The 19,997-nt window shown below is 59.6% G+C and carries 16 protein-coding genes, 3 tRNA genes and 1 pseudogene; 3 read left to right on the forward strand and 17 right to left on the reverse strand.

Features of this window, described 5'->3' with window-relative positions:
• Positions 1 to 3: 3 nt before the first annotated feature.
• Complete coding sequence (locus M2375_RS21425; RefSeq protein ID WP_259170284.1) at positions 4 to 318, reverse strand: hypothetical protein; 315 nt, start codon at positions 316 to 318, stop codon at positions 4 to 6.
• Positions 319 to 522: 204 nt separating this feature from the next.
• Here M2375_RS21425 and M2375_RS21430 point away from each other — a divergent pair, with 204 nt between their 5' ends.
• The 3 genes from M2375_RS21430 (at position 523) to M2375_RS21440 (ending at position 1,975) form a co-directional block, all read left to right on the forward strand.
• Positions 523 to 882: a helix-turn-helix domain-containing protein gene (locus M2375_RS21430; RefSeq protein ID WP_259170285.1), complete on the forward strand. Its 360-nt coding sequence runs from the start codon at positions 523 to 525 to the stop codon at positions 880 to 882.
• Positions 883 to 1,127: 245 nt separating this feature from the next.
• Positions 1,128 to 1,484 carry a helix-turn-helix transcriptional regulator gene (locus tag M2375_RS21435; RefSeq protein ID WP_259170287.1) on the forward strand — a complete coding sequence of 119 codons (357 nt, stop codon included), beginning with the start codon at positions 1,128 to 1,130 and terminating at the stop codon, positions 1,482 to 1,484.
• A 26-nt stretch (positions 1,485 to 1,510) separates the two neighbouring features.
• Positions 1,511 to 1,975 (forward strand): NUDIX hydrolase, encoded by a 465-nt coding sequence (locus M2375_RS21440; RefSeq protein ID WP_259170289.1) that lies wholly within the window; start codon positions 1,511 to 1,513, stop codon positions 1,973 to 1,975.
• A gap of 73 nt (positions 1,976 to 2,048) precedes the next feature.
• Here M2375_RS21440 and M2375_RS21445 read toward each other — a convergent pair.
• From M2375_RS21445 to M2375_RS21520, 16 genes and pseudogenes are all read right to left on the reverse strand, one after another.
• Positions 2,049 to 2,124 (reverse strand) — tRNA-Phe (locus M2375_RS21445).
• A gap of 135 nt (positions 2,125 to 2,259) precedes the next feature.
• A tRNA-Phe gene (locus M2375_RS21450) sits at positions 2,260 to 2,335 on the reverse strand.
• 52 nt (positions 2,336 to 2,387) lie between these two features.
• Positions 2,388 to 3,083, reverse strand: coding sequence for a response regulator (locus M2375_RS21455; protein WP_259170291.1), 696 nt, complete (start codon positions 3,081 to 3,083; stop codon positions 2,388 to 2,390).
• A gap of 39 nt (positions 3,084 to 3,122) precedes the next feature.
• The gene (locus tag M2375_RS21460; protein WP_259170304.1) at positions 3,123 to 5,390 is read right to left on the reverse strand and encodes an ATP-binding protein; all 2,268 of its coding nucleotides are present in this window, start codon (positions 5,388 to 5,390) and stop codon (positions 3,123 to 3,125) included.
• Positions 5,391 to 5,410: 20 nt separating this feature from the next.
• Positions 5,411 to 6,007, reverse strand: a complete 597-nt coding sequence (locus M2375_RS21465) for a DUF4390 domain-containing protein (protein ID WP_259170292.1) — start codon at positions 6,005 to 6,007, stop codon at positions 5,411 to 5,413.
• 10 nt (positions 6,008 to 6,017) lie between these two features.
• Positions 6,018 to 7,427 carry a 16S rRNA (cytosine(967)-C(5))-methyltransferase RsmB gene (rsmB, locus tag M2375_RS21470; protein ID WP_259170293.1) on the reverse strand — a complete coding sequence of 470 codons (1,410 nt, stop codon included), beginning with the start codon at positions 7,425 to 7,427 and terminating at the stop codon, positions 6,018 to 6,020.
• A gap of 280 nt (positions 7,428 to 7,707) precedes the next feature.
• Complete coding sequence (gene rpoC, locus M2375_RS21475) at positions 7,708 to 11,937, reverse strand: DNA-directed RNA polymerase subunit beta' (protein ID WP_259170294.1); 4,230 nt, start codon at positions 11,935 to 11,937, stop codon at positions 7,708 to 7,710.
• A gap of 19 nt (positions 11,938 to 11,956) precedes the next feature.
• Positions 11,957 to 16,069, reverse strand: a complete 4,113-nt coding sequence (gene rpoB, locus M2375_RS21480) for a DNA-directed RNA polymerase subunit beta (RefSeq protein WP_259170295.1) — start codon at positions 16,067 to 16,069, stop codon at positions 11,957 to 11,959.
• Positions 16,070 to 16,339: 270 nt separating this feature from the next.
• Positions 16,340 to 16,711: a 50S ribosomal protein L7/L12 gene (gene rplL / locus M2375_RS21485; RefSeq protein WP_259170296.1), complete on the reverse strand. Its 372-nt coding sequence runs from the start codon at positions 16,709 to 16,711 to the stop codon at positions 16,340 to 16,342.
• A 37-nt stretch (positions 16,712 to 16,748) separates the two neighbouring features.
• Positions 16,749 to 17,276: a 50S ribosomal protein L10 gene (gene rplJ / locus M2375_RS21490; protein WP_259170297.1), complete on the reverse strand. Its 528-nt coding sequence runs from the start codon at positions 17,274 to 17,276 to the stop codon at positions 16,749 to 16,751.
• 242 nt (positions 17,277 to 17,518) lie between these two features.
• On the reverse strand, positions 17,519 to 18,214 hold the full coding sequence (rplA, locus tag M2375_RS21495) for a 50S ribosomal protein L1 (protein ID WP_259170298.1): 696 nt from the start codon (positions 18,212 to 18,214) through the stop codon (positions 17,519 to 17,521).
• Between the two features lies 1 nt (position 18,215).
• Positions 18,216 to 18,647, reverse strand: a complete 432-nt coding sequence (rplK, locus tag M2375_RS21500) for a 50S ribosomal protein L11 (RefSeq protein ID WP_259170300.1) — start codon at positions 18,645 to 18,647, stop codon at positions 18,216 to 18,218.
• A 102-nt stretch (positions 18,648 to 18,749) separates the two neighbouring features.
• Positions 18,750 to 19,343 (reverse strand): transcription termination/antitermination protein NusG, encoded by a 594-nt coding sequence (nusG, locus tag M2375_RS21505; RefSeq protein ID WP_259170301.1) that lies wholly within the window; start codon positions 19,341 to 19,343, stop codon positions 18,750 to 18,752.
• Positions 19,343 to 19,726, reverse strand: coding sequence for a preprotein translocase subunit SecE (secE, locus tag M2375_RS21510; protein WP_182325872.1), 384 nt, complete (start codon positions 19,724 to 19,726; stop codon positions 19,343 to 19,345). Before secE ends, nusG begins: the two co-directional genes overlap by 1 nt.
• An 88-nt stretch (positions 19,727 to 19,814) precedes the next feature.
• A tRNA-Trp gene (locus M2375_RS21515) sits at positions 19,815 to 19,890 on the reverse strand.
• A 12-nt stretch (positions 19,891 to 19,902) separates the two neighbouring features.
• A pseudogene (locus tag M2375_RS21520) lies at positions 19,903 to 19,997 on the reverse strand (elongation factor Tu); the annotation flags it as partial.

Here is a 19,997-nt window from a genome sequence, read left to right on the forward strand (position 1 = left end):
GCACTATGGATCCGCTTTGCTTGCCCGCTCAGCGCCCGCCTGCGCTTGTGACCGCCGGGCTGTCTGGGCCATATACACAGTTCCAAGAACGCAGAGCATCAGTGCAGGCCATCCCAGCACCCACCATCCCAAAATCCCTTCTATGAAAAACAGCAGACAGATCCACAGCTGGATGGGCCTGAATCGGCGTCGCGCAGGGGGCGTTTGATCGGGGTGATGAGCGCATTTTTCTGGGTTGCCGACTTGAAGGGACCGCTCTTTCAAGCGCATCTCTTTGGCGGACTCGCTCTTTCCTGTTTCCTGCTGGGTGTCTGTCATGGCGCTGACTCCTTTCGTTTCGGTGGCACTAAACCGTGTGCTTGCCATCGCATTGATGCACTGCCAGTGCCCTGTCACAAGTCACGTATCAGCCTTTAATTGCAGCAATGCTTATAGCGAAATTACATTGGATTCCACAAATTGAATTCTGGCCCATTCCACTGCAAGACACAACCATATCTGTTGGATTTGAACTAGACAGATATGATCAATAAGAAGCTTGCCGAGAAGCCCTTGGCCCAGCTATTGGGACTCCGCATCGCGGAGCTGCGTAAGTCACGCCAATGGACCCAGGCGCAGTTGGCAGAGCGCCTGCAAGTGGAGCCTGAGACCATCAGCCGCTTTGAAAGAGGCGCGTCTGTGCCGTCGCTGCACACGCTGGAGAGCCTCGCATCGATCCTGCGGGTGAGCATCGGCGACCTGCTTGCCCAAAGCTCCACCGCCCCGGATGACCAAGCCATGCGCATCAGTGCATGGCTATCCGAGCTGGCGCCTGCCGACCGCGCCTTGGTGACGGGCATCGTGCAACAGCTTTGTGATCGCTTGCGTTCGCCTGGCGCCTGATCGAGCGGGCTTGCCATCACCGCAATGGCAGCTTGCTTGCATGGCGCAGCACCCAAGAAGCTGTAGCTGAACAGAGGCGCACCCTTCACCCTTCACTCCATAGACTCCCACCGACTGCTCTCCTGAAGCACCGGAGTGATGTCACGTTTTTCGTGACGACAGCTTCTGAAGAAGTCGTGACACTCGTGGCCTGCCCCACTTCTATTCCTGTGTTCAAAGGTGGGTCGAATGGGAGTTGAACGAATATGGCCAAAAAGACAGAGCCCATCACCAAGCGCGTTGGGAATCGCATTGCAGAGCTAAGACAGTCACGCAAGTGGTCACAAGCAGAGTTGGCAAACTGCCTGCAGGTCGAGTCAGAAACCATTAACCGCCTTGAAAGCGGTACATCAACGGCTTCGCTGCAAACGCTAGAGAGCCTCGCAGCAGCGCTGCAGGTGAGGATCAGTGACCTGATCGTTGAACCCTCAGTTGCCCCGGATCACCAAGCGATGCAGATCAGTGCATGGCTGTCTGAGTTAGAGCCGGTCGACCACGCGCTTGTGACCGGTGTCATACAGCAACTTTGTGAGCGCATGCGAGCACGCGGCGGCAAACGCTAACAACCCACTTTTTTAAAGAGGCAAGCATGACTGCAATCCCATGGAGACCGTCTCAACACATCAAAGTGAAAGCCATTGGGCTGCATTGGCGCTACGGCCAATTGCTGGCCACCGAGGTCTTTGATGACCAAGGCCGTTTGGTCGGCGTGCGCCCCATCGGCGGTGGCGTGGAGTTTGGCGAGCGCTGGCAGACAGCGCTCCAACGCGAGTTCCAGGAAGAGCTGGGGGTCACAGTGGATATCCTCGGCGCGCCCCTCGTGATGGAGAACCTCTACACCCACCAAGGGGCGCTGGGTCACGAAGTGCTGTTCATTGCCGAGGTGGCGTTTGATGCAGAGCGCTTCGCCTATCTGGACCACATTGCATTCCGTGAAAGCAACGGGACGCAGTGCACGGCACGTTGGTTTGATGTGGCCGAGTTGGATACGCCCGGTGGCCTTGCGCTCTACCCTGCGGGCCTCAAGCAAGCGCTGCTCCAGTCCGCAGCCTGAACAGCACGGCAGCCGCAGCGAGCGCCCCAAACGCAAAAAAGCCCATCGCAAAGGATGGGCTTCAAAATGCTGTTGGTGGCCTGGCGCGGAATCGAACCACGGACACGCGGATTTTCAATCCGCTGCTCTACCAACTGAGCTACCGGGCCAACACAAGCTAGCATTATAGCCTGCGCCGCGAGCCGGTTTGGAAAGTTGAGGGAATTGCTGCACATGTGTTGCGCGCCGCAAACCCAGAAACAAGAAAGCCTCTGCACCAGATCTGATGCAGAGGCTTGTTGTTTTGGTGGCCTGGCGCGGAATCGAACCACGGACACGCGGATTTTCAATCCGCTGCTCTACCAACTGAGCTACCGGGCCCACGAGTGAAATTATAGCGCGAAAAAGAAGGCGCTTTTTCAAAAAACTGAAATCAGTTCTTTTTATTGCGGGTGAGGTCCACACCCAGCTGGCGCAGCTTGCGGTACAGGTGGGTGCGCTCCAGGCCGGTCTTCTCTGCCACGCGTGTCATGGAGCCGCCTTCGCGGGCCAGATGGAACTCGAAATAGGCCTTCTCGAAGCCATCGCGGGCTTCGCGCAACGGGCGATCCAGATCAAAGCCCTGGTGTGCATTGGGCGCGGCATCGGCGGCCGCAGCCACGGTAGCAATGCTGGCCGCTGCCGGCGCGCTGTAGGCCGAAGGCACATAGGAAGGCACCACCTTGCCAGCCACCGCAGCGGGGGGCGCGGGCACGGGAGCCGGCACATTGCGCTGCAGGCCCTGCTCGACTGCCTTGAGCAGCTTTTGCATGGTGATGGGCTTTTCCAAAAAAGAGAACGCGCCAATGCGCGTCGCTTCCACCGCTGTATCGATGGTGGCATGGCCGCTCATCATGATCACCGGCATGGTGAGCAAGCCGGTCATCGACCATTCCTTGAGCAGCGACACGCCATCGGTATCGGGCATCCAGATATCGAGCAGCACCAGGTCGTACGCACTTTCGTTGCGTGCCAACCGCGCCTGTGTGGCGTTCTCCGCAACATCAACGCTGTGCCCCTCATCGTTCAAGATCTCAGACAGGAGATCCCGAATGCCTAACTCGTCATCGACAACCAGAATATTTGCCATATTTTTTGAAAATCCAGTGCTGCAGGCGTAAGAGAAATTTCAAATCGCCATTGCTTTATCAATAGCGAATGATAACGACACTTGGGCACCTAAGATTTTTTCCCCCTCGACTCGATTAGAAATTTCTACGCGAGCGCCATGCTCGTCCGCTATCTTCTTCACAACGGCCAAGCCCAAGCCGGTACCCCTGGGCTTGGTCGTCACGTAGGGCTCGAATGCCTTTTGTAATATATGTTCTGGAAAACCGCAACCGCAGTCAGCAATTGTCAACCGCACCCGCTTGCTGTTGCTGACGAAGCGGGTGAAGATGCGCACCGCTGGTGCTGATGCCTCCTTGCCTGCCCAAGCCTGTTGGGTTGCATCCTGTGCATTTTGCAGCAAGTTGTGGATGACCTGCCGCAATTGCTGCGGATCGCCCATGATACGCGGGGCTGCACTGTCGAGTTCGGCCTCTACCGGTACAACTGCATTCTCGGCGCCATACAGATGCAGCACGTCCATGACGAGGGCGTTGAGGTCTACCACCTGCAGCTCGGCGGCCGGCAGGCGCGCGTAGTCGCGGAACTCATTGACCAGGCGCTTCATCGCATCGACCTGGTCGACGATGGTGGTGACGGATTTCTTCAAGATGGCCTGGTCCTGGCCTTCGAGCTTGTGCGCCAGCTTGATCTCCAGCCGCTCTGCAGACAGCTGGATGGGCGTGAGCGGGTTCTTGATCTCATGGGCCAGACGCCGTGCCACCTCACCCCAGGCCTGGGCGCGTTGCGCCGAGACGATCTCGGAGATGTCATCGAACACCAACAAGCGGCGGTTGTCGGGCAAGGTGGCGCCCCGCGCTACCAGGCTGATGCTGTTTTGGTTGGGCAGCTGGCTGTCGCCGTGCAGCTCATAGGGCTGCTGCCAGTGGTCCAGATAGTGCTCGTCGGTCACATCGTGCAGGCGGGAGAATTGATGGTCCACCTCCTGGGCAAAAGCCTGCAGGCCCGGCAGATCGCGCAGGGGACGGCCTTCAAAGGCGGCCAGCGGCGCGCGCAGAATGCGGGTCGCCCCCGGGTTGCTGGAGTGGATGACGCCCTGGACATCGAGCACGATGACGCCGGCCGTCAGATTGTCAAGAATGGTCTGCAGGCTCTGGCGCGCCTCGTCGGTCTGGCGCATGCCGCGCTCCACCGCGCGGCGGGCATCAAGCAGCTGCTGCGTCATCTCAGCGAACGAGCGGGTCAGGCCACTCAACTCATCTTTGCTGGGCAACACCGGCTTGGGCCGCAGGTTGCCCGATGCCACCTCGCGCACGCCTTCGGCCAGCACCAGCAGCGGCCGCACCAGCTGGTTGCCAAGCAACGCAGCCAGCACCACGGCACCAAACACCGCCAAGAACAAACTCAAGGTCAAGGTGCCGATGTACATGCGCCGCAGACCATCGCGCGCCAGCGCGCGCTCCTGGTATTCGCGATTGGCTTCTTGCACCTTGAGGGCGTTGACCACCAAGGCCGCTGGCAGTGACATGGTGGCCTGCAAAAAGCGGCCATCCGGGATCACGCCCACATCGCCATTGGCCACCTGCACCAGGGTTTTGACGCGCACCTTGGAGGGGTCGCCGGTGATGGCGCCATTGATGTCGGCCACCTCTTCCAGCCCATCGATCTGGAAGGCGCGCTGCTGCTGACTGGCCGCGCGCTGCAAGGCGGCGGAGGGCTTGTCCGGGTTCAGCACAAAACGGGACAGGCCGGTGCTGGCAATGGCCTGGGAGCTGGCCGACCACAGCACCACATCGTCGGCACCGAGCTGGTCCTTGATGCGTTCAAGCACCAGGCCGGATGCAGCATCCGATATCTGAGACAGTTGCGTGCTGGCCGTGCGCGTGCGCTCGGCCATGGCGTTGGCGGTGGTGTCGAGCGTGATGCGCGCCAGGTTGACGCCGGCGTCCAGCGCCCCCTCGACCTTGACATCAAACCAGCTCTCGATGGAGCGCGAGACAAACTGGTAGGACACGAAATAGATGACGACCCCGGGCAAAACGCCGACCAGGGCGAAGGTGGCGGCCAGCTTGAGCAGCAGCTTGCTGCCAAAGCGCCGGGCCACCAGGCGGCGCACCAGGATGACGACACCCCAGAGCACCACCAGGCTGAGCACGCATGCCACGCCGATATTGACGCCCAGCAGCACACCGTAATAGCGCTCGTACAGCACGCGGTTGTTGGTGGCGAAAGACAGCAAAAACAGCAGCACCAGGCCAATGCCGATCATGGTCGACAGGCCCACAATCACCGACCAGCGTGCACGGCTGGGCGTGTAGGCCACGCGCATCGATGAGGTCTTTTCGGCCTTCACGGCGTGCTTACCTCTGGCAGCGGCAGCTGGCTGCGGATTTGCAGGTTCAGGCCGCCGTTGCTGAATGGCGCGAACTGGAAGATACGCGGCAGCTGGGTGCTGTCGAGCCGGAAATTGAATTTCACCAGGTAGTCCACATCATTGGACAGCTCATCGGCGCTGGCGATCTTCCAGTTGCGCACCCGCTTGACCACCAGCATGACTTCATCGAGGCTGTCAAAGCTCTGGCCTAAGGAGGTGACGGCGCCCGCATCGGTGAGCGGCATGCTGGAGACATGCAGGCGCCAGCGCCGGGTCAGCGGCTGGTAGCTCACCCGCAGGTAGCGGGCGGTTTTCTTGGCGGTTTTGTCGCGCCAGTACCAGCGCTCCGAGATGATCTCGGCCTCTTGCACAAAGTACAGGGCCACACCTTTGTTCAGCGCGTCTTCAATCTGGTCGGGCAGCGCGAACTGCAGCGCTACGGTGGCAAAGGCGCCGTCGGCATTGCGCACCAACTGCAGCTCGACTTTCTTCTCATTGTCCGACGCCATGGCAGGAGCCGCTGCGCTAAAGCACAGCACCAGCATGAAGAAGAATGTGTGGATGAATCGCATACGGACGGGCTCAACAAAGCGGCTTGTGCAGCAGCGCGTAGTAAAAACCGTCATGGTCACGCGCCAGGCTGCCCGGGCTATTGTGACCGGCCTCACGCAGCTGTGGCAATAAATGCCCTGGCGCAGGCAGGCGTTGGGCATCGGGGTGGCGGCCGAGGAACTGCGCCACCTGGCCTTCGCCCTCTTCATGGAACACCGAGCAGGTGCAGTACAGCAGCCGTCCGCCGGGCACGACCAGCGGCCACAGCGCCTCCAGCAGCTGTCGCTGTATGGCGGCCAGTTGTGCGATGTCGGTGGCGCGGCGCAGCCAGCGTACATCGGGCTGGCGGCGCACGATGCCGGAGGCCGAGCAAGGTGCATCCAGCAAAATTGCATCAAATTGCTGCATGCCGTGGCGCGCTTGCACCGCTGGCAGCCAGCTCGCCACCTCGCTGCCGCTGGCCACCACCACATCGGCCTGGAGCGCGAGCCGCACCAAGGTATCGCCAATGCGTTCGGCGCGCTGGGCATCGATCTCCAGCGCCACCATGTCGATGGGCCGCGACTCGGATGCGTACTCCAGCAGATGCGCGGTCTTGCCGCCGGGGGCTGCACAGGCATCGAGCACATGCAGGCTGCGGCCGTCATGCGGCAGCAGCGCATCGAGCAGCAACGGTGCCGCCATCTGGGCGGCGCTGTCTTGCACCGATACCCAGCCTTGCGCAAACTGCGGCAGTTGGTCCACCGGCACGCCACGCGTCAGCACCAGACCGGCCTGGCCGACGCCGACGACCGCCTCTATGCCCGCTTCGTCCAGCAGCGCTTGGTAGTCCGCACGGCTGCAGCGCTGCAGATTGACGCGCAGAGCCATTGGCGCTTGTGTATTGTTGGCCGCCACAATGGCCTGCCAATCCTGCGGGTAGTCTTTTTGCAAGCGGCTCAGCCACCACTGCGGGTGGTTGTACTGCGCGACCGGCTCTTGGGCCACGGTGCGCAGCAGGTCGTCGCGTTCGCGCAAAAAACTGCGCAGGCAGCCGTTGATAAAGGCCGACTGCGACTTGGTGGCCGAGCGTTTTTTGGCGGCGTCCACCGCCTGGTTGACCACGGTGAAGGCGTCGTAACGCGGCACCTCGGGCAGCAGCAGCGCCAGCGCCGTGCACAGCAGGGCATCGACGGCGCTGGCCGGTTTGCGCGGGGCCAGCTCGGCGCGCAGGGCTTCGGCCGTGCCCAGCACGCGCAGCACATCCATCAACAAGGCCTGCACACCGGCACGCAGCGCCGGATCTACGCCCCCCAGCACGGCGCGGGCCGACTGGCCCTGGCGCACGTCCTGCAAGGCACGGGCCACGGCCAGCAGCTGGGCTGACAGGCTGGGGCCTTGGTTGGTGGTGGGTGCCGTGGCGGCCCGGGAGGGTTGTCGTGGACGGGAAGAGGGGTTCATGCCGAAGGAGTGCAAAGGCCTGGGTGCCTCTGCGGTTCAAAAGGAATACTAATCGATATGCCCCAGGAAGCCTCTGCGCTTGCAGAGCCTGCCTGGTAAAGACGCTGTGCAAAACGCCCTGCCCCGGCTCCGAATGCGAGGTCGGAAGGGCGCTTTGCACCTAGCCATCACCGGAGCGAACTGGCGGCCAGCCATTAAAAAACCCGTAATTCCGCGGCGCGAAATTACGGGTTTTGCTCAGCCAAACCTGACCGGCTCACACCGGTCAGGGCTTGGCGGCTTAGTCCGCAGCGGGGTCGGCAGCGCTTTCCGCAGAGGCCACTACTTCATCCGACACACCGGCCAGGTCAGCAGCTTCTGCATCGGCGATGGCGCGGCGCTCGGCCTCGTCCATCTCGTCCTTGGCCTTGCGTGCCTGGTGGTAAGCCATACCAGTGCCCGCAGGGATCAGACGACCGACGATGACGTTTTCCTTCAAGCCACGCAGCTCGTCGCGCTTGCCCATGATGGCAGCCTCGGTCAGCACGCGGGTCGTTTCCTGGAAGGAAGCGGCCGAGATGAAGGAGTCGGTCGACAGCGAAGCCTTGGTAATACCCAGCAACACGTTGGAGTAGACCGCAGGGATCTTGCCATCGCGCTGCGCTGCTTCGTTGGTGTTGAGCACCTCGGAACGCTCGACCTGCTCACCCTTGATGTAGGTGGTATCGCCTTGGGATTCGATGACCACGCGACGCAGCATCTGGCGAACGATCACCTCGATGTGCTTGTCGTTGATCTTCACGCCCTGCAAGCGGTACACGTCCTGCACTTCGTCCACGATGTAGCGCGACAGCTCTTCGATACCCAGCAGGCGCAGGATGTCCTGCGGATCGGCTGGGCCGTCGACGATCAGCTCGCCCTTGTTAACCACTTGGCCTTCGTGCACCAGGATGTTGCGTTCCTTCGGAACCAGCTCTTCCCAGACCTTGCCTTCCAGATCGGTGATCTGCAGGCGCACCTTGCCCTTGGTTTCCTTACCGTAGGACACGGTACCGGTCATCTCGGCCAGCGCGCCCTTGTCCTTAGGCGTACGAGCTTCGAACAGTTCGGCCACACGTGGCAGACCACCGGTAATGTCGCGGGTCTTCTGGCCTTCCATAGGAATACGGGCCAGCACTTCGCCGGGGCCCACTTCCTGGCCATCACGCACTTGCAGCAGAGCACCAACCTGGAAGCCGATCGTCACAGCGTGGTCGGTACCAGGGATCTTGACTTCCTGGCCTTGGGCATCTGCCAGCTTGACCTGTGGACGCACCACCTTGGCCGAGCCGCGGTGCTTCGGATCGATCACCACCAGGGTGGACAGACCGGTCACTTCGTCGACCTGCTTGGCCACCGTCAGACCTTCTTCCACGTTCTCGAACTTCACCTGACCGGCGTATTCGGTAATGATGGGGCGGGTCAGCGGATCCCAGTTGGCCAACACGGTACCAGCCTTGATCTGTTGATCAGGCTTGATCGACAAGATGGCGCCGTAAGGCATCTTGTGACGCTCACGCTCGCGGCCGTACTCGTCCTGGATGACGATCTCGCCGGAGCGGGAAATCACCACCAGCTCGCCCTTGTTGTTGGTCACATAGCGCATCTGTGGGTTGAAGCCCACGATACCGTTGGACTTGGCTTCCACACTGGAGGCCACTGCCGCACGCGAAGCCGCACCACCGATGTGGAAGGTACGCATGGTCAGCTGCGTGCCAGGCTCACCGATGGACTGGGCTGCGATCACACCCACGGCTTCGCCGAGGTTGATCATGCCGCCACGGCCCAAGTCGCGGCCGTAGCAGGTGGCGCACAGACCGAAGCGGGTTTCGCAGGTCAGTGCCGTACGCACCTTCACTTCGTCCACACCGGCCAATTCCAGCTCTTCGATCAGGTCTTCGTCCAGCAGGTCGCCAGCCTTGGCCAGCACAGCGCGGGTTTCGGGGTGCAGCACTTCGTCCGCAGCGGTACGGCCGAGGATACGGTCGCGCAGCGATTCGATCACTTCACCACCTTCAACCACAGCGCGCATCAAGGTGCCGTTGTGCGTGCCGCAATCGAGCTCGGTGATCACCAAGTCCTGCGTCACGTCCACCAGACGACGCGTCAGGTAGCCGGAGTTAGCCGTCTTCAATGCCGTATCCGCCAGACCCTTACGGGCACCGTGGGTCGAGATGAAGTACTGCAACACGTTGAGGCCTTCGCGGAAGTTCGCGGTAATAGGCGTCTCAATGATCGAGCCATCAGGCTTGGCCATCAGACCACGCATACCCGCCAGCTGGCGAATCTGTGCGGCCGAGCCACGGGCGCCGGAGTCGGCCATCATGTAAATCGCGTTGAACGATTCCTGATCGACTTCGTTGCCATGGCGGTCAATGACCTTTTCCTTGGCCAGCTGGGCCATCATGACCTTGGAGACTTCGTCACCGGCCTTGCCCCAGATGTCCACCACCTTGTTGTAGCGCTCACCAGCGGTCACCAGACCGGAGACGTACTGCTGCTCGATTTCCTTCACTTCCCCTTCGGAGCGGGCAATGATCTCGGCCTTTTGCGGAGGTACCAACATGTCGCCAATGGCGATCGAGATACCGGAGCGGGTTGCCAGACGGAAGCCGTTTTGCAGCAGCTTGTCGGCGAACACCACGGTTTCCTTCAAGCCACACTTGCGGAACGAGATGTTGATCAGCTTGGAGATCTCTTTCTTCTTCAACGTCTTGTTGATCGAAGAAAAAGGCATGCCCTTGGGCAGGATCTCGGACAGCAACGCACGGCCCACGGTGGTTTCCACCAGCTTGGTCGTTGGCTCAAAATCGCCGGTCGCCTTGCTCTTGCTCCACTCGGTCAGACGCACGCTGATCTTGGTGGCGCTCTCGACTTCTTCGGCATCCAGTGCGCGTTGCACTTCGCCGATGTCGGAGAACACCATGCCTTCGCCCTTGGCGTTGATCCGCTCGCGGGTGGCCTGGTACAAGCCCAGGACCACGTCTTGAGAAGGAACAATCGAGGGCTCGCCCGATGCGGGGAACAGCACGTTGTTGGAGGCGAGCATCAAGGTGCGCGCTTCCATCTGTGCTTCCACCGACAGCGGTACGTGAACAGCCATCTGGTCACCGTCAAAGTCGGCGTTGAATGCCGCGCAGACCAGCGGGTGCAGTTGCAGTGCCTTGCCTTCGATCAGGATAGGCTCGAACGCCTGGATACCCAGACGGTGCAGCGTTGGCGCACGGTTGAGCATGATCGGGTGCTCGCGGATCACCTCTTCCAAGATGTCCCACACGACGGGCGTGCCGGTTTCGACTTCCTTCTTGGCAGCCTTGATGGTCGTGGCAATGCCACGCGCTTCGAGTTGCGCGAAGATGAAAGGCTTGAACAGCTCCAGCGCCATCAGCTTGGGCAGACCGCACTGGTGCAGCTTGAGCGTTGGGCCCACGGTAATCACGGAACGACCGGAGTAGTCCACGCGCTTGCCCAGCAAGTTCTGGCGGAAACGACCGCTCTTGCCCTTGATCATGTCGGCCAGCGACTTCAGCGCACGCTTGTTGGCGCCGGTCATGGCCTTGCCACGGCGGCCGTTGTCCAGCAGCGAATCCACCGCTTCTTGCAGCATGCGCTTTTCATTGCGGGCAATGATCTCTGGAGCCTTCAGCTCCAGCAGGCGGCGCAGACGCGAGTTACGGTTGATAACGCGGCGGTACAGGTCGTTCAGGTCGGAGGTCGCAAAGCGGCCGCCGTCCAGCGGCACCAGCGGACGCAGATCTGGAGGCAGCACAGGCAGCACTTCCATCACCATCCAGCCGGGCTTGATGCCGGACTTCTTGAACGCTTCCAAGAGCTTCAGGCGCTTGGCGTTCTTCTTGACCTTGACTTCGGAGCCGGTCAGATCGTTGCGCAGGCGCTCGATTTCCGAATCGATCTCGATGCCTTCGAGCAGGTCCTTGATGCCTTCGGCGCCCATCTTGGCCACGAATTCATCACCGTACTCGTCGACGTTCTTGTCGTATTCGTCTTCCGACATGATGCTGAATTTCTTCAGCGGGGTCATGCCGGGGTCGGTCACCACATAGGCTTCGAAGTACAGCACGCGCTCGATGTCGCGCAAGGTCATGTCCAGCACCAGGCCCAAGCGCGAAGGCAGGGACTTGAGGAACCAGATGTGGGCGCAAGGCGCGGCCAGGTCGATGTGACCCATGCGCTCGCGGCGCACCTTGGTCTGCGTGACTTCAACGCCGCACTTCTCGCAGATCACACCGCGGTGCTTCAAGCGCTTGTACTTGCCGCACAGGCATTCGTAGTCCTTGATCGGGCCAAAGATCTTGGCGCAGAACAGACCATCGCGCTCGGGCTTGAAGGTACGGTAGTTGATGGTCTCGGGTTTCTTCACCTCGCCGAAAGACCACGAGCGGATCTTTTCGGGCGAAGCCAGGCCGATTTTGATGGCATCGAAATGCTCATCAGGCGTAAATTGTTTGAACAGGTCGAGTAGCGATTTCATAGACTCTTGCCCCCTTCAATTAAGAACGTTCCAGTTCGATGTCCAGGCCCAGGGAACGGATTTCCTTGACCAGCACATTGAACGACTCCGGCATGCCGGCTTCGATAGCGTGTTCACCCTTGACGATGGATTCGTACACCTTGGTACGGCCCACCACGTCATCGGACTTCACGGTCAGCATTTCCTGCAGCACATAGGCGGCGCCGTAAGCTTCCAGCGCCCACACTTCCATCTCACCAAAACGCTGACCACCGAACTGGGCCTTACCGCCCAGAGGTTGTTGCGTCACCAGCGAGTAAGGACCGGTGGAGCGGGCGTGCATCTTGTCATCGACCAAGTGGTGCAGCTTGAGGTAGTGCATGTAGCCGATGGTGGTGGGGCGCTCGAAGCGATCACCGGTGCGGCCGTCATACAGATACGCTTGCGTGCGTGGCTCGGTCAGACCCTTGCGTGCCTGGATGTCATCCGGGTAGGCCAGCTTGAGCATGTCCTGGATTTCCTGCTCGGAAGCACCGTCGAACACCGGCGTTGCGAAAGGCACGCCGTTCTTCAGGTTGTCCGCCATGAACATCACTTGCTCATCGGTCAGCTGCTTGAGGTCTTCCTTGCGACCGCGGCTGTTGTACACCTCTTCCAGGAAGGCGCGCACTTCAGAGGCACGGGCTTCGGCCTGCAGCATGTCACCGATACGCTGGCCCAGGCCCTTGCCGGCCCAGCCCAGGTGGACTTCCAGCACCTGACCGATGTTCATGCGCGAAGGCACGCCCAGCGGGTTCAGCACGATGTCGGCCGTGGTGCCATCTGCCATGAAAGGCATGTCTTCCACCGGCACGATCTTGGAGACCACACCCTTGTTACCGTGGCGGCCGGCCATCTTGTCACCAGGCTGCAAGCGGCGCTTGACGGCCAGGTAGACCTTGACCATCTTGAGCACGCCAGCGGGCAGCTCGTCGCCTTGGGTCAACTTCTTGCGCTTTTCTTCAAAAGCCAGGTCGAAGTTGTGGCGTTGCTGCTCGATGGAGTTCTTGATGGACTCCAGCTGTGCGGCGACGTCGTCTTCGGCAGGGCGAATATCGAACCAGTGGAACTTCTCCACGCCGTCCAGATAGGCCTTGTCGATCTTGGTGCCCTTGGCCAGCTTTTGTGGGCCGCCATTGGCCACGCGGCCGTTGAGCAGCTTGGCGATACGGTCAAACGCATCGGCTTCCACAATACGCAGCTGGTCGTTCAGGTCCAGGCGGAAGCGCTTGAGTTCATCGTCGATGATCTGCTGGGCGCGCTTGTCGCGCGTGATGCCTTCACGGGTGAAGACCTGCACATCGATCACGGTGCCTTGCGAGCCCTGGTCCACGCGCAGCGAGGTGTCCTTCACGTCGGACGCCTTCTCACCGAAGATGGCGCGCAGCAGCTTTTCTTCTGGCGTCAAGGTGGTCTCGCCCTTAGGCGTGACCTTGCCCACCAGCACATCGCCGGGCTGCACTTCTGCACCCACGTAGATGATGCCGGACTCGTCCAGACGGTTGAGTTGCTGCTCGGACAGGTTCGGGATGTCGCGTGTGATTTCCTCGGCACCCAGCTTGGTGTCACGGGCCATCACCACCAACTCCTCGATGTGGATCGAGGTGTAGCGGTCTTCTGCCACCACGCGTTCGGAGATCAGGATCGAGTCTTCGAAGTTGTAGCCGTTCCAGGTCATGAAGGCGATCAGCATGTTCTGACCAATGGCGATTTCGCCCAGGTCGGTCGATGCGCCGTCGGCAATCACGTCACCCTTGGCCAGCTTGTCGCCACGGCTGACGACAGGACGCTGGTGGATGTTGGTGTTCTGGTTGGAACGCTGGTACTTGATGAGGTTGTAGATGTCCACACCCACTTCACCGGCCACGGCTTCTTCGTCGTTCACGCGGATCACGATACGGGTCGCGTCCACATAATCGACGATACCGCCACGGGTAGCCGTCACCACGGTGCCCGAATCGACCGCAGCAACGCGCTCGATACCGGTACCGACCATGGGCTTTTCAGGGCGCAGCACAGGCACGGCCTGGCGCGACATGTTGGCACCCATCAATGCGCGGTTCGCGTCATCGTGTTCCAGGAACGGAATCAGCGAAGCGGCCACCGACACGATCTGTGCGGGCGACACGTCCATGTACTGCACGCGCTCGGCGGACAGCAGGGTCGATTCACCGTTTTCACGGGCAGAGACCAGGTCACCGGTCAGACGGCCTTCGGCGTCGAGCTCGGCATTGGCCTGCGCGATCACGTACTTGCCTTCTTCGATGGCCGAGAGGTAGTCCATCTGGTCGGTCACCTTGCCATCGATCACACGACGGTAAGGGGTTTCGATGAAACCGTACTCGTTCAGGCGCGCATACAGAGCCAGCGAGTTGATCAGACCAATGTTTGGACCTTCAGGCGTTTCAATCGGGCAGACGCGACCGTAGTGGGTCACGTGCACGTCACGCACTTCGAAGCCTGCACGTTCGCGGGTCAGACCACCTGGGCCCAGAGCGGAAACACGGCGCTTGTGCGTGATTTCAGCCAGCGGGTTGGTCTGGTCCATGAACTGCGACAGCTGCGAGGCACCGAAGAATTCCTTCAGTGCAGCCGAGATCGGCTTGCTGTTGATCAGGTCGTGCGGCATCAGGGGCTCTTGCTCAGCCTGGCCCAGACGCTCCTTCACAGCCTTTTCGATACGTGCCAGACCGGTGCGGTACTGGTTTTCGGCCAGCTCGCCCACGCAACGCACGCGGCGGTTGCCCAAGTGGTCGATGTCGTCGACTTCACCCTTGCCGTTGCGCAGATCCACCAGGATCTTCACGACTTCGAGGATGTCTTCGTTGGACAGCACCATGGGGCCGATCGCGGTGTCGCGGCCAATCTTGGCGTTGAACTTCATGCGGCCGACGCGCGACAGATCGTAGGTGTCTTCGTTGTAGAACAAACGCTGGAACAGCGCCTGCACTGCATCTTCGGTCGGTGGCTCGCCGGGGCGCATCATGCGGTAGATGGCCACGCGTGCAGCGAACTCGTCAGCGGTTTCATCGGTGCGCAGGGTCTGCGAGATGTAGGCGCCGTGGCTCAGCTCGTTCGTGTAGATGCAAGCCAGATCCTGGATACCGGCCGAGCGCAGCTTCTTGAGCAGCGCTTCGGTCATTTCCTCGTTGGCCTTGGCGATGATTTCACCGGTGTCAGGGTCAACGATGTTCTTGGCAGCCACGCGGCCGAGCAGGAAGTCCTCAGGCACGCTGATGAACTTGGTGCCCGATTGCTCCATCTCGCGGGTGTGGCGCGCGGTGATGCGCTTGTCTTTGGCCACAACCACTTTGCCCGACTTGTCGGTGATGTCAAAGCGTGCGACTTCACCCTTGAGACGGTCAGCCACAAATTCCATTTGTGCGCCGCTGTCCATCAGGCGGAAGTTGTCGTTCTCATAGAACGTCGCCAGGATCGACTCCGGCGTCATGCCGATGGCCTTCAGCAGAATCGACACCGGCATCTTGCGGCGGCGGTCCACACGGAAGAACAGCAGGTCCTTGGGGTCGAACTCGAAGTCCAGCCAGGAGCCGCGGTACGGGATGATGCGTGCCGAGAACAGCAACTTGCCCGAGCTGTGGGTCTTGCCCTTGTCGTGTTCAAAGAACACGCCAGGCGAGCGGTGCAGCTGCGAGACGATCACGCGCTCGGTGCCATTGACAATGAACGAACCTTTGTCAGTCATCAGAGGCACTTCGCCCATGTAGACTTCTTGTTCTTTCACTTCCTTGACCACCTTGGATTGGGGCGTGGAAGATTCACGGTCATAGATGATCAACTGCACCTTGGCGCGCACAGCCGACGAGAAGGTCAGACCACGGGTCTGGCATTCACGCACGTCAAAAGCGGGCCTGGCGAGGTTGTACTCGACAAACTTCATCTCCACAAAACCATTGTGCGAGACGATGGGGAAAGCAGAGTTGAAAGCGGCTTGCAAGCCCTCATCAGTACGTTTTTTAGGGGCCGAGTCTGCTTGCAAAAATGCGGTGTAGGCATCTTTTTGCATTTGCAGCAGGTAAGGCACTTCGAGCACGCTATCGCGGCTGCCGAAACTTTTGCGGATTCGCTTGCGTTCGGTGTAAGAATAGGCCATGAGATCTCCGGGCAAAGACATGAGTCCTGGGTCTTCGACGACACCCCCGCGAGGGGGCTGCAGCTTGGTGGGTTGGCCACTACCAACCATGGCAGACGGTGGTGCATTGCACACCACCCGAACCAAGGGGTTTTCTAGTGTCGGATGTTAGAAAACACTAAAAATCAGCCATCAACAGCCAGTTTTTGGTGTGCTCTAGCGCACGCGATTCCAGAAGCGCCAAAGGCTGGAGCACCTTTTCGGGTACTCCAGCCTCGGCGAGACACTCAATTACTTGAGTTCAGCCTTAGCGCCGGCGTCAACCAGCTTCTTGGCAGCAGCTTCAGCGTCAGCCTTAGGCATGGCTTCCTTCAGCACCTTAGGAGCGCCGTCAACCATGTCCTTGGCTTCCTTCAGACCCAGGCCGGTGATTTCACGCACGGCCTTGATCACGCCAACCTTGTTAGCGCCAGCTTCCAGCAGCACCAGGTTGAACTCGGTCTTTTCTTCCACAGCAGCAGCAGCACCGCCACCAGCAGCAGGAGCGGCCATAGCAGCAGCGCTCACGCCAAACTTCTCTTCAATTGCCTTGACCAGGTCGTTCAGTTCCAGAACAGTCATGCTGTCCAGGGAGGTCAAGAATGCGTCTTTATCGAATGCCATTTTGATTTCCTAAATATTTCGGTTGGTTTTGCCGCGCTTAAGCTGCAGCAACTTCGGTGACTTCGCCGACTTCGGCACCTTCGCCCATTTTTGCCGCCAGCGCGCCCAGCACAACGGCCGTACGCGAGATTGGCGACATGAGCAAGCCACACAATTGGGCCAGCAGCACTTCCTTGGAAGGCACACTTGCCAGTTGCTTAACGCTGTTAGCGTCCAACGCTTTTCCTTCGAATGCACCACCGCGAATCACCAACTTGTCGTTGGTCTTCGCGAAATCGGCCACTACCTTGGCAGCGGCGATTGCATCTTCAGAGAAACCGTAGATCAGCGGGCCGGTCATTTGGTCAGCCACCACTTCAAAGCTGCTACCAGCAACAGCGCGACGAGCCAGGGTGTTCTTCAGAACACTCAGCGTCACGCCTTGCTTGCGCGCTTCCACGCGCAGCTTCGTCATGTCAGCGACCGTAATGCCGCGGTATTCCGCCAACACAAGCGTTTGAGCTTTTGCGGCGAGGCTGGTCACTTCACTAATGACCGCTTCTTTCTCACTGCGATTCAGACTCAAGGTCTACTCCTTCAAATGCGCATTAGGAGCGAACTCCACCTGCGCGCTCTTGTTGCAGCGACCAACTGTTTTGGAAATTCATCCATCTGCAGCGGGATCGCCATCTGCGTTGGCAAAAGATTTAAGTGATCCAACATCACACCAACGGTCTTGGATGGCCTGACCAGGCGCTTTTTTCAAAGCCCCTTGCCAGCCCACCACACCAGACCGGTGCAAGCACCGGTCTGACGATTTTTTTGCAATTACGCTGCGATGGTCTGTGCATCGACGCGAACGCCGATACCCATCGTCGACGACACCGCCACCTTGCGCAGGTACAGACCCTTGCTGGTAGCTGGCTTGGCCTTGTTCAATGCATCGACCAGAGCTGCCAGGTTGCCTTGCAGCTTGTCGTTGTCGAACGAGCGACGACCGATGGTGGAGTGCACGATACCGGCCTTGTCGACGCGGAATTGCACTTGACCTGCCTTAGCGTTCTTCACAGCCGTAGCAACATCGGGAGTCACGGTGCCAACCTTGGGGTTAGGCATCAGGCCACGTGGGCCCAGGATCTGACCCAGGGTACCCACAACGCGCATCGCGTCAGGTGCAGCGATCACGATGTCGAAAGGCATGTCACCAGCCTTGACCATGGCGGCCAGCTCGTCCATACCTACGATATCGGCACCAGCAGCCTTGGCTTCTTCAGCCTTGGCGCCTTGTGCGAACACAGCCACGCGGGTGGTCTTGCCGGTGCCGTTAGGCAGCACGACAGCGCCACGAACCACTTGGTCCGACTTCTTGGCATCCACGCCCAGCTGAATAGCCACGTCGATGGATTCATCGAACTTGGCCGTTGCTGCGTCTTTAACGAGCGCAACTGCGTCAGCGAATGCGTACAGCTTGGTGGCTTCCACCTTGCCTTGCTGGGCCTTTTGCTTTTTGGTCAACTTTGCCATCTCAGAGGCCCTCCACCGTAACGCCCATGGAACGGGCAGAACCAGCCAACGTGCGCACAGCGGCGTCGATGTCAGCAGCGTTCATGTCCTTCAGCTTGGTCTTGGCGATCTCTTCCAGCTGAGCGCGGGTGATCTTGCCGACCTTGGTAGCCAGAGGATTCGCAGAACCCTTGTCCAGCTTGATCGCCTTCTTGATCAGCACCGTTGCGGGTGGGGTCTTGATGACGAACGTGAAGCTCTTGTCCGCAAAAGCGGTGATCACCACAGGCAGTGGCAGACCTGGCTCAACACCTTGGGTCTGGGCGTTGAACGCCTTGCAGAATTCCATGATGTTAAGACCACGTTGACCCAGTGCTGGACCAATGGGTGGCGATGGATTGGCTTTACCAGCTGGGACTTGCAGCTTGATGAAGCCGACAATTTTCTTTGCCATTTATAGCTCCTTACGGGTAAAAACGCCCACACTGCACAGTGCGGGCTCCCCGAGGGTTAAGACTCTGTTTAGGCACCGAGTCTGTAAGTGCATGAAAAACAATCAGGTTTTTTCGACCTGTGCAAATTCAAGCTCAACCGGAGTTGAACGGCCAAAGATCATAACAGAAACGCGAAGTCGACTCTTTTCGTAGTTTACTTCTTCGACCGATCCGTTGAAGTCCGTGAACGGACCTTCCTTGACGCGAATGAACTCGCCAACCATGAACTCGACCTTGTGGCGCGGCTTTTCCGAGCCCTCTTCCATCTGCAGAACGATCTTCTGGACTTCGGCTTCGGAGATGGGAGCGGGGCGGTTCTTGGCACCGCCCACAAAACCCGTCACCTTGCTGGTGTGCTTGACCAAGTGCCAGGTGTCGTCGTCCATGACCATCTCGACGAACACATAACCCGGGAACAGGCGGCGCTCGGTGGTCTTCTTCTGACCATTGCGCACTTCCACCACTTCCTCGGTAGGCACCAGAATGCGTCCGAACTTGCTTTGCATGTCCGAACGGTGAATGCGCTCCAGAATATTGCGCTCAACGGCCTTCTCCATGCCAGAGTAGGCATGCACGATGTACCAGCGCAGATCGGGATTAGCAACACTTGCAGGCGCCTCAGCGCCTGTGTTGGTGGTTTCATCTGTGTTCGACATTACTTCCTCCAGCCCAGAACCAGGTCGTACAAGACCCATTCCAGCGTTTTATCAGTCATCCACAAGAACAAAGACATGACGACGACAAACGCAAACACGTAGGCCGTCATCTGCAGCGTCTCTTTGCGCGAAGGCCAAACTACCTTCTTGACTTCACGCCAGGAGTCCTTGGCAAAACCAACAAATTGCTTACCTGGTTCAGACACCAGAAAAACGGTGACAGCCGCAATCAGCCCAACAATCAGCACGGCCCACTGGGCAATCGCACCTTGTTTGGACAACAGGTAAAAGCCGGCGATACCGGCAATAACCAATGCAGCTACGGCAAACAGCTTGAGCTTGTCCGCACCAGAACTAACAGTTTCAACTTGTGTAGCAGCCATGTCGACAATTCAGAGATGAAATTAGGCGTCACTCAAGACGCCGAAGCCCGCCTTGTAATTAGGCGGGCTTGGTTGACCACTTATTCAGTGGCAGGGGCAGTAGGAATCGAACCTACAACCTTCGGTTTTGGAGACCGACGCTCTGCCAATTGAGCTATACCCCTACGAATCAAAACTTAAGCAATGATCTTGGCAACCACGCCAGCGCCCACGGTACGGCCGCCTTCGCGAATAGCGAAACGCAGACCTTCTTCCATAGCGATGGGGTTGA

This window comes from Comamonas sp. BIGb0152, assembly GCF_024809975.1.
Classification (GTDB): domain Bacteria; phylum Pseudomonadota; class Gammaproteobacteria; order Burkholderiales; family Burkholderiaceae_C; genus Comamonas.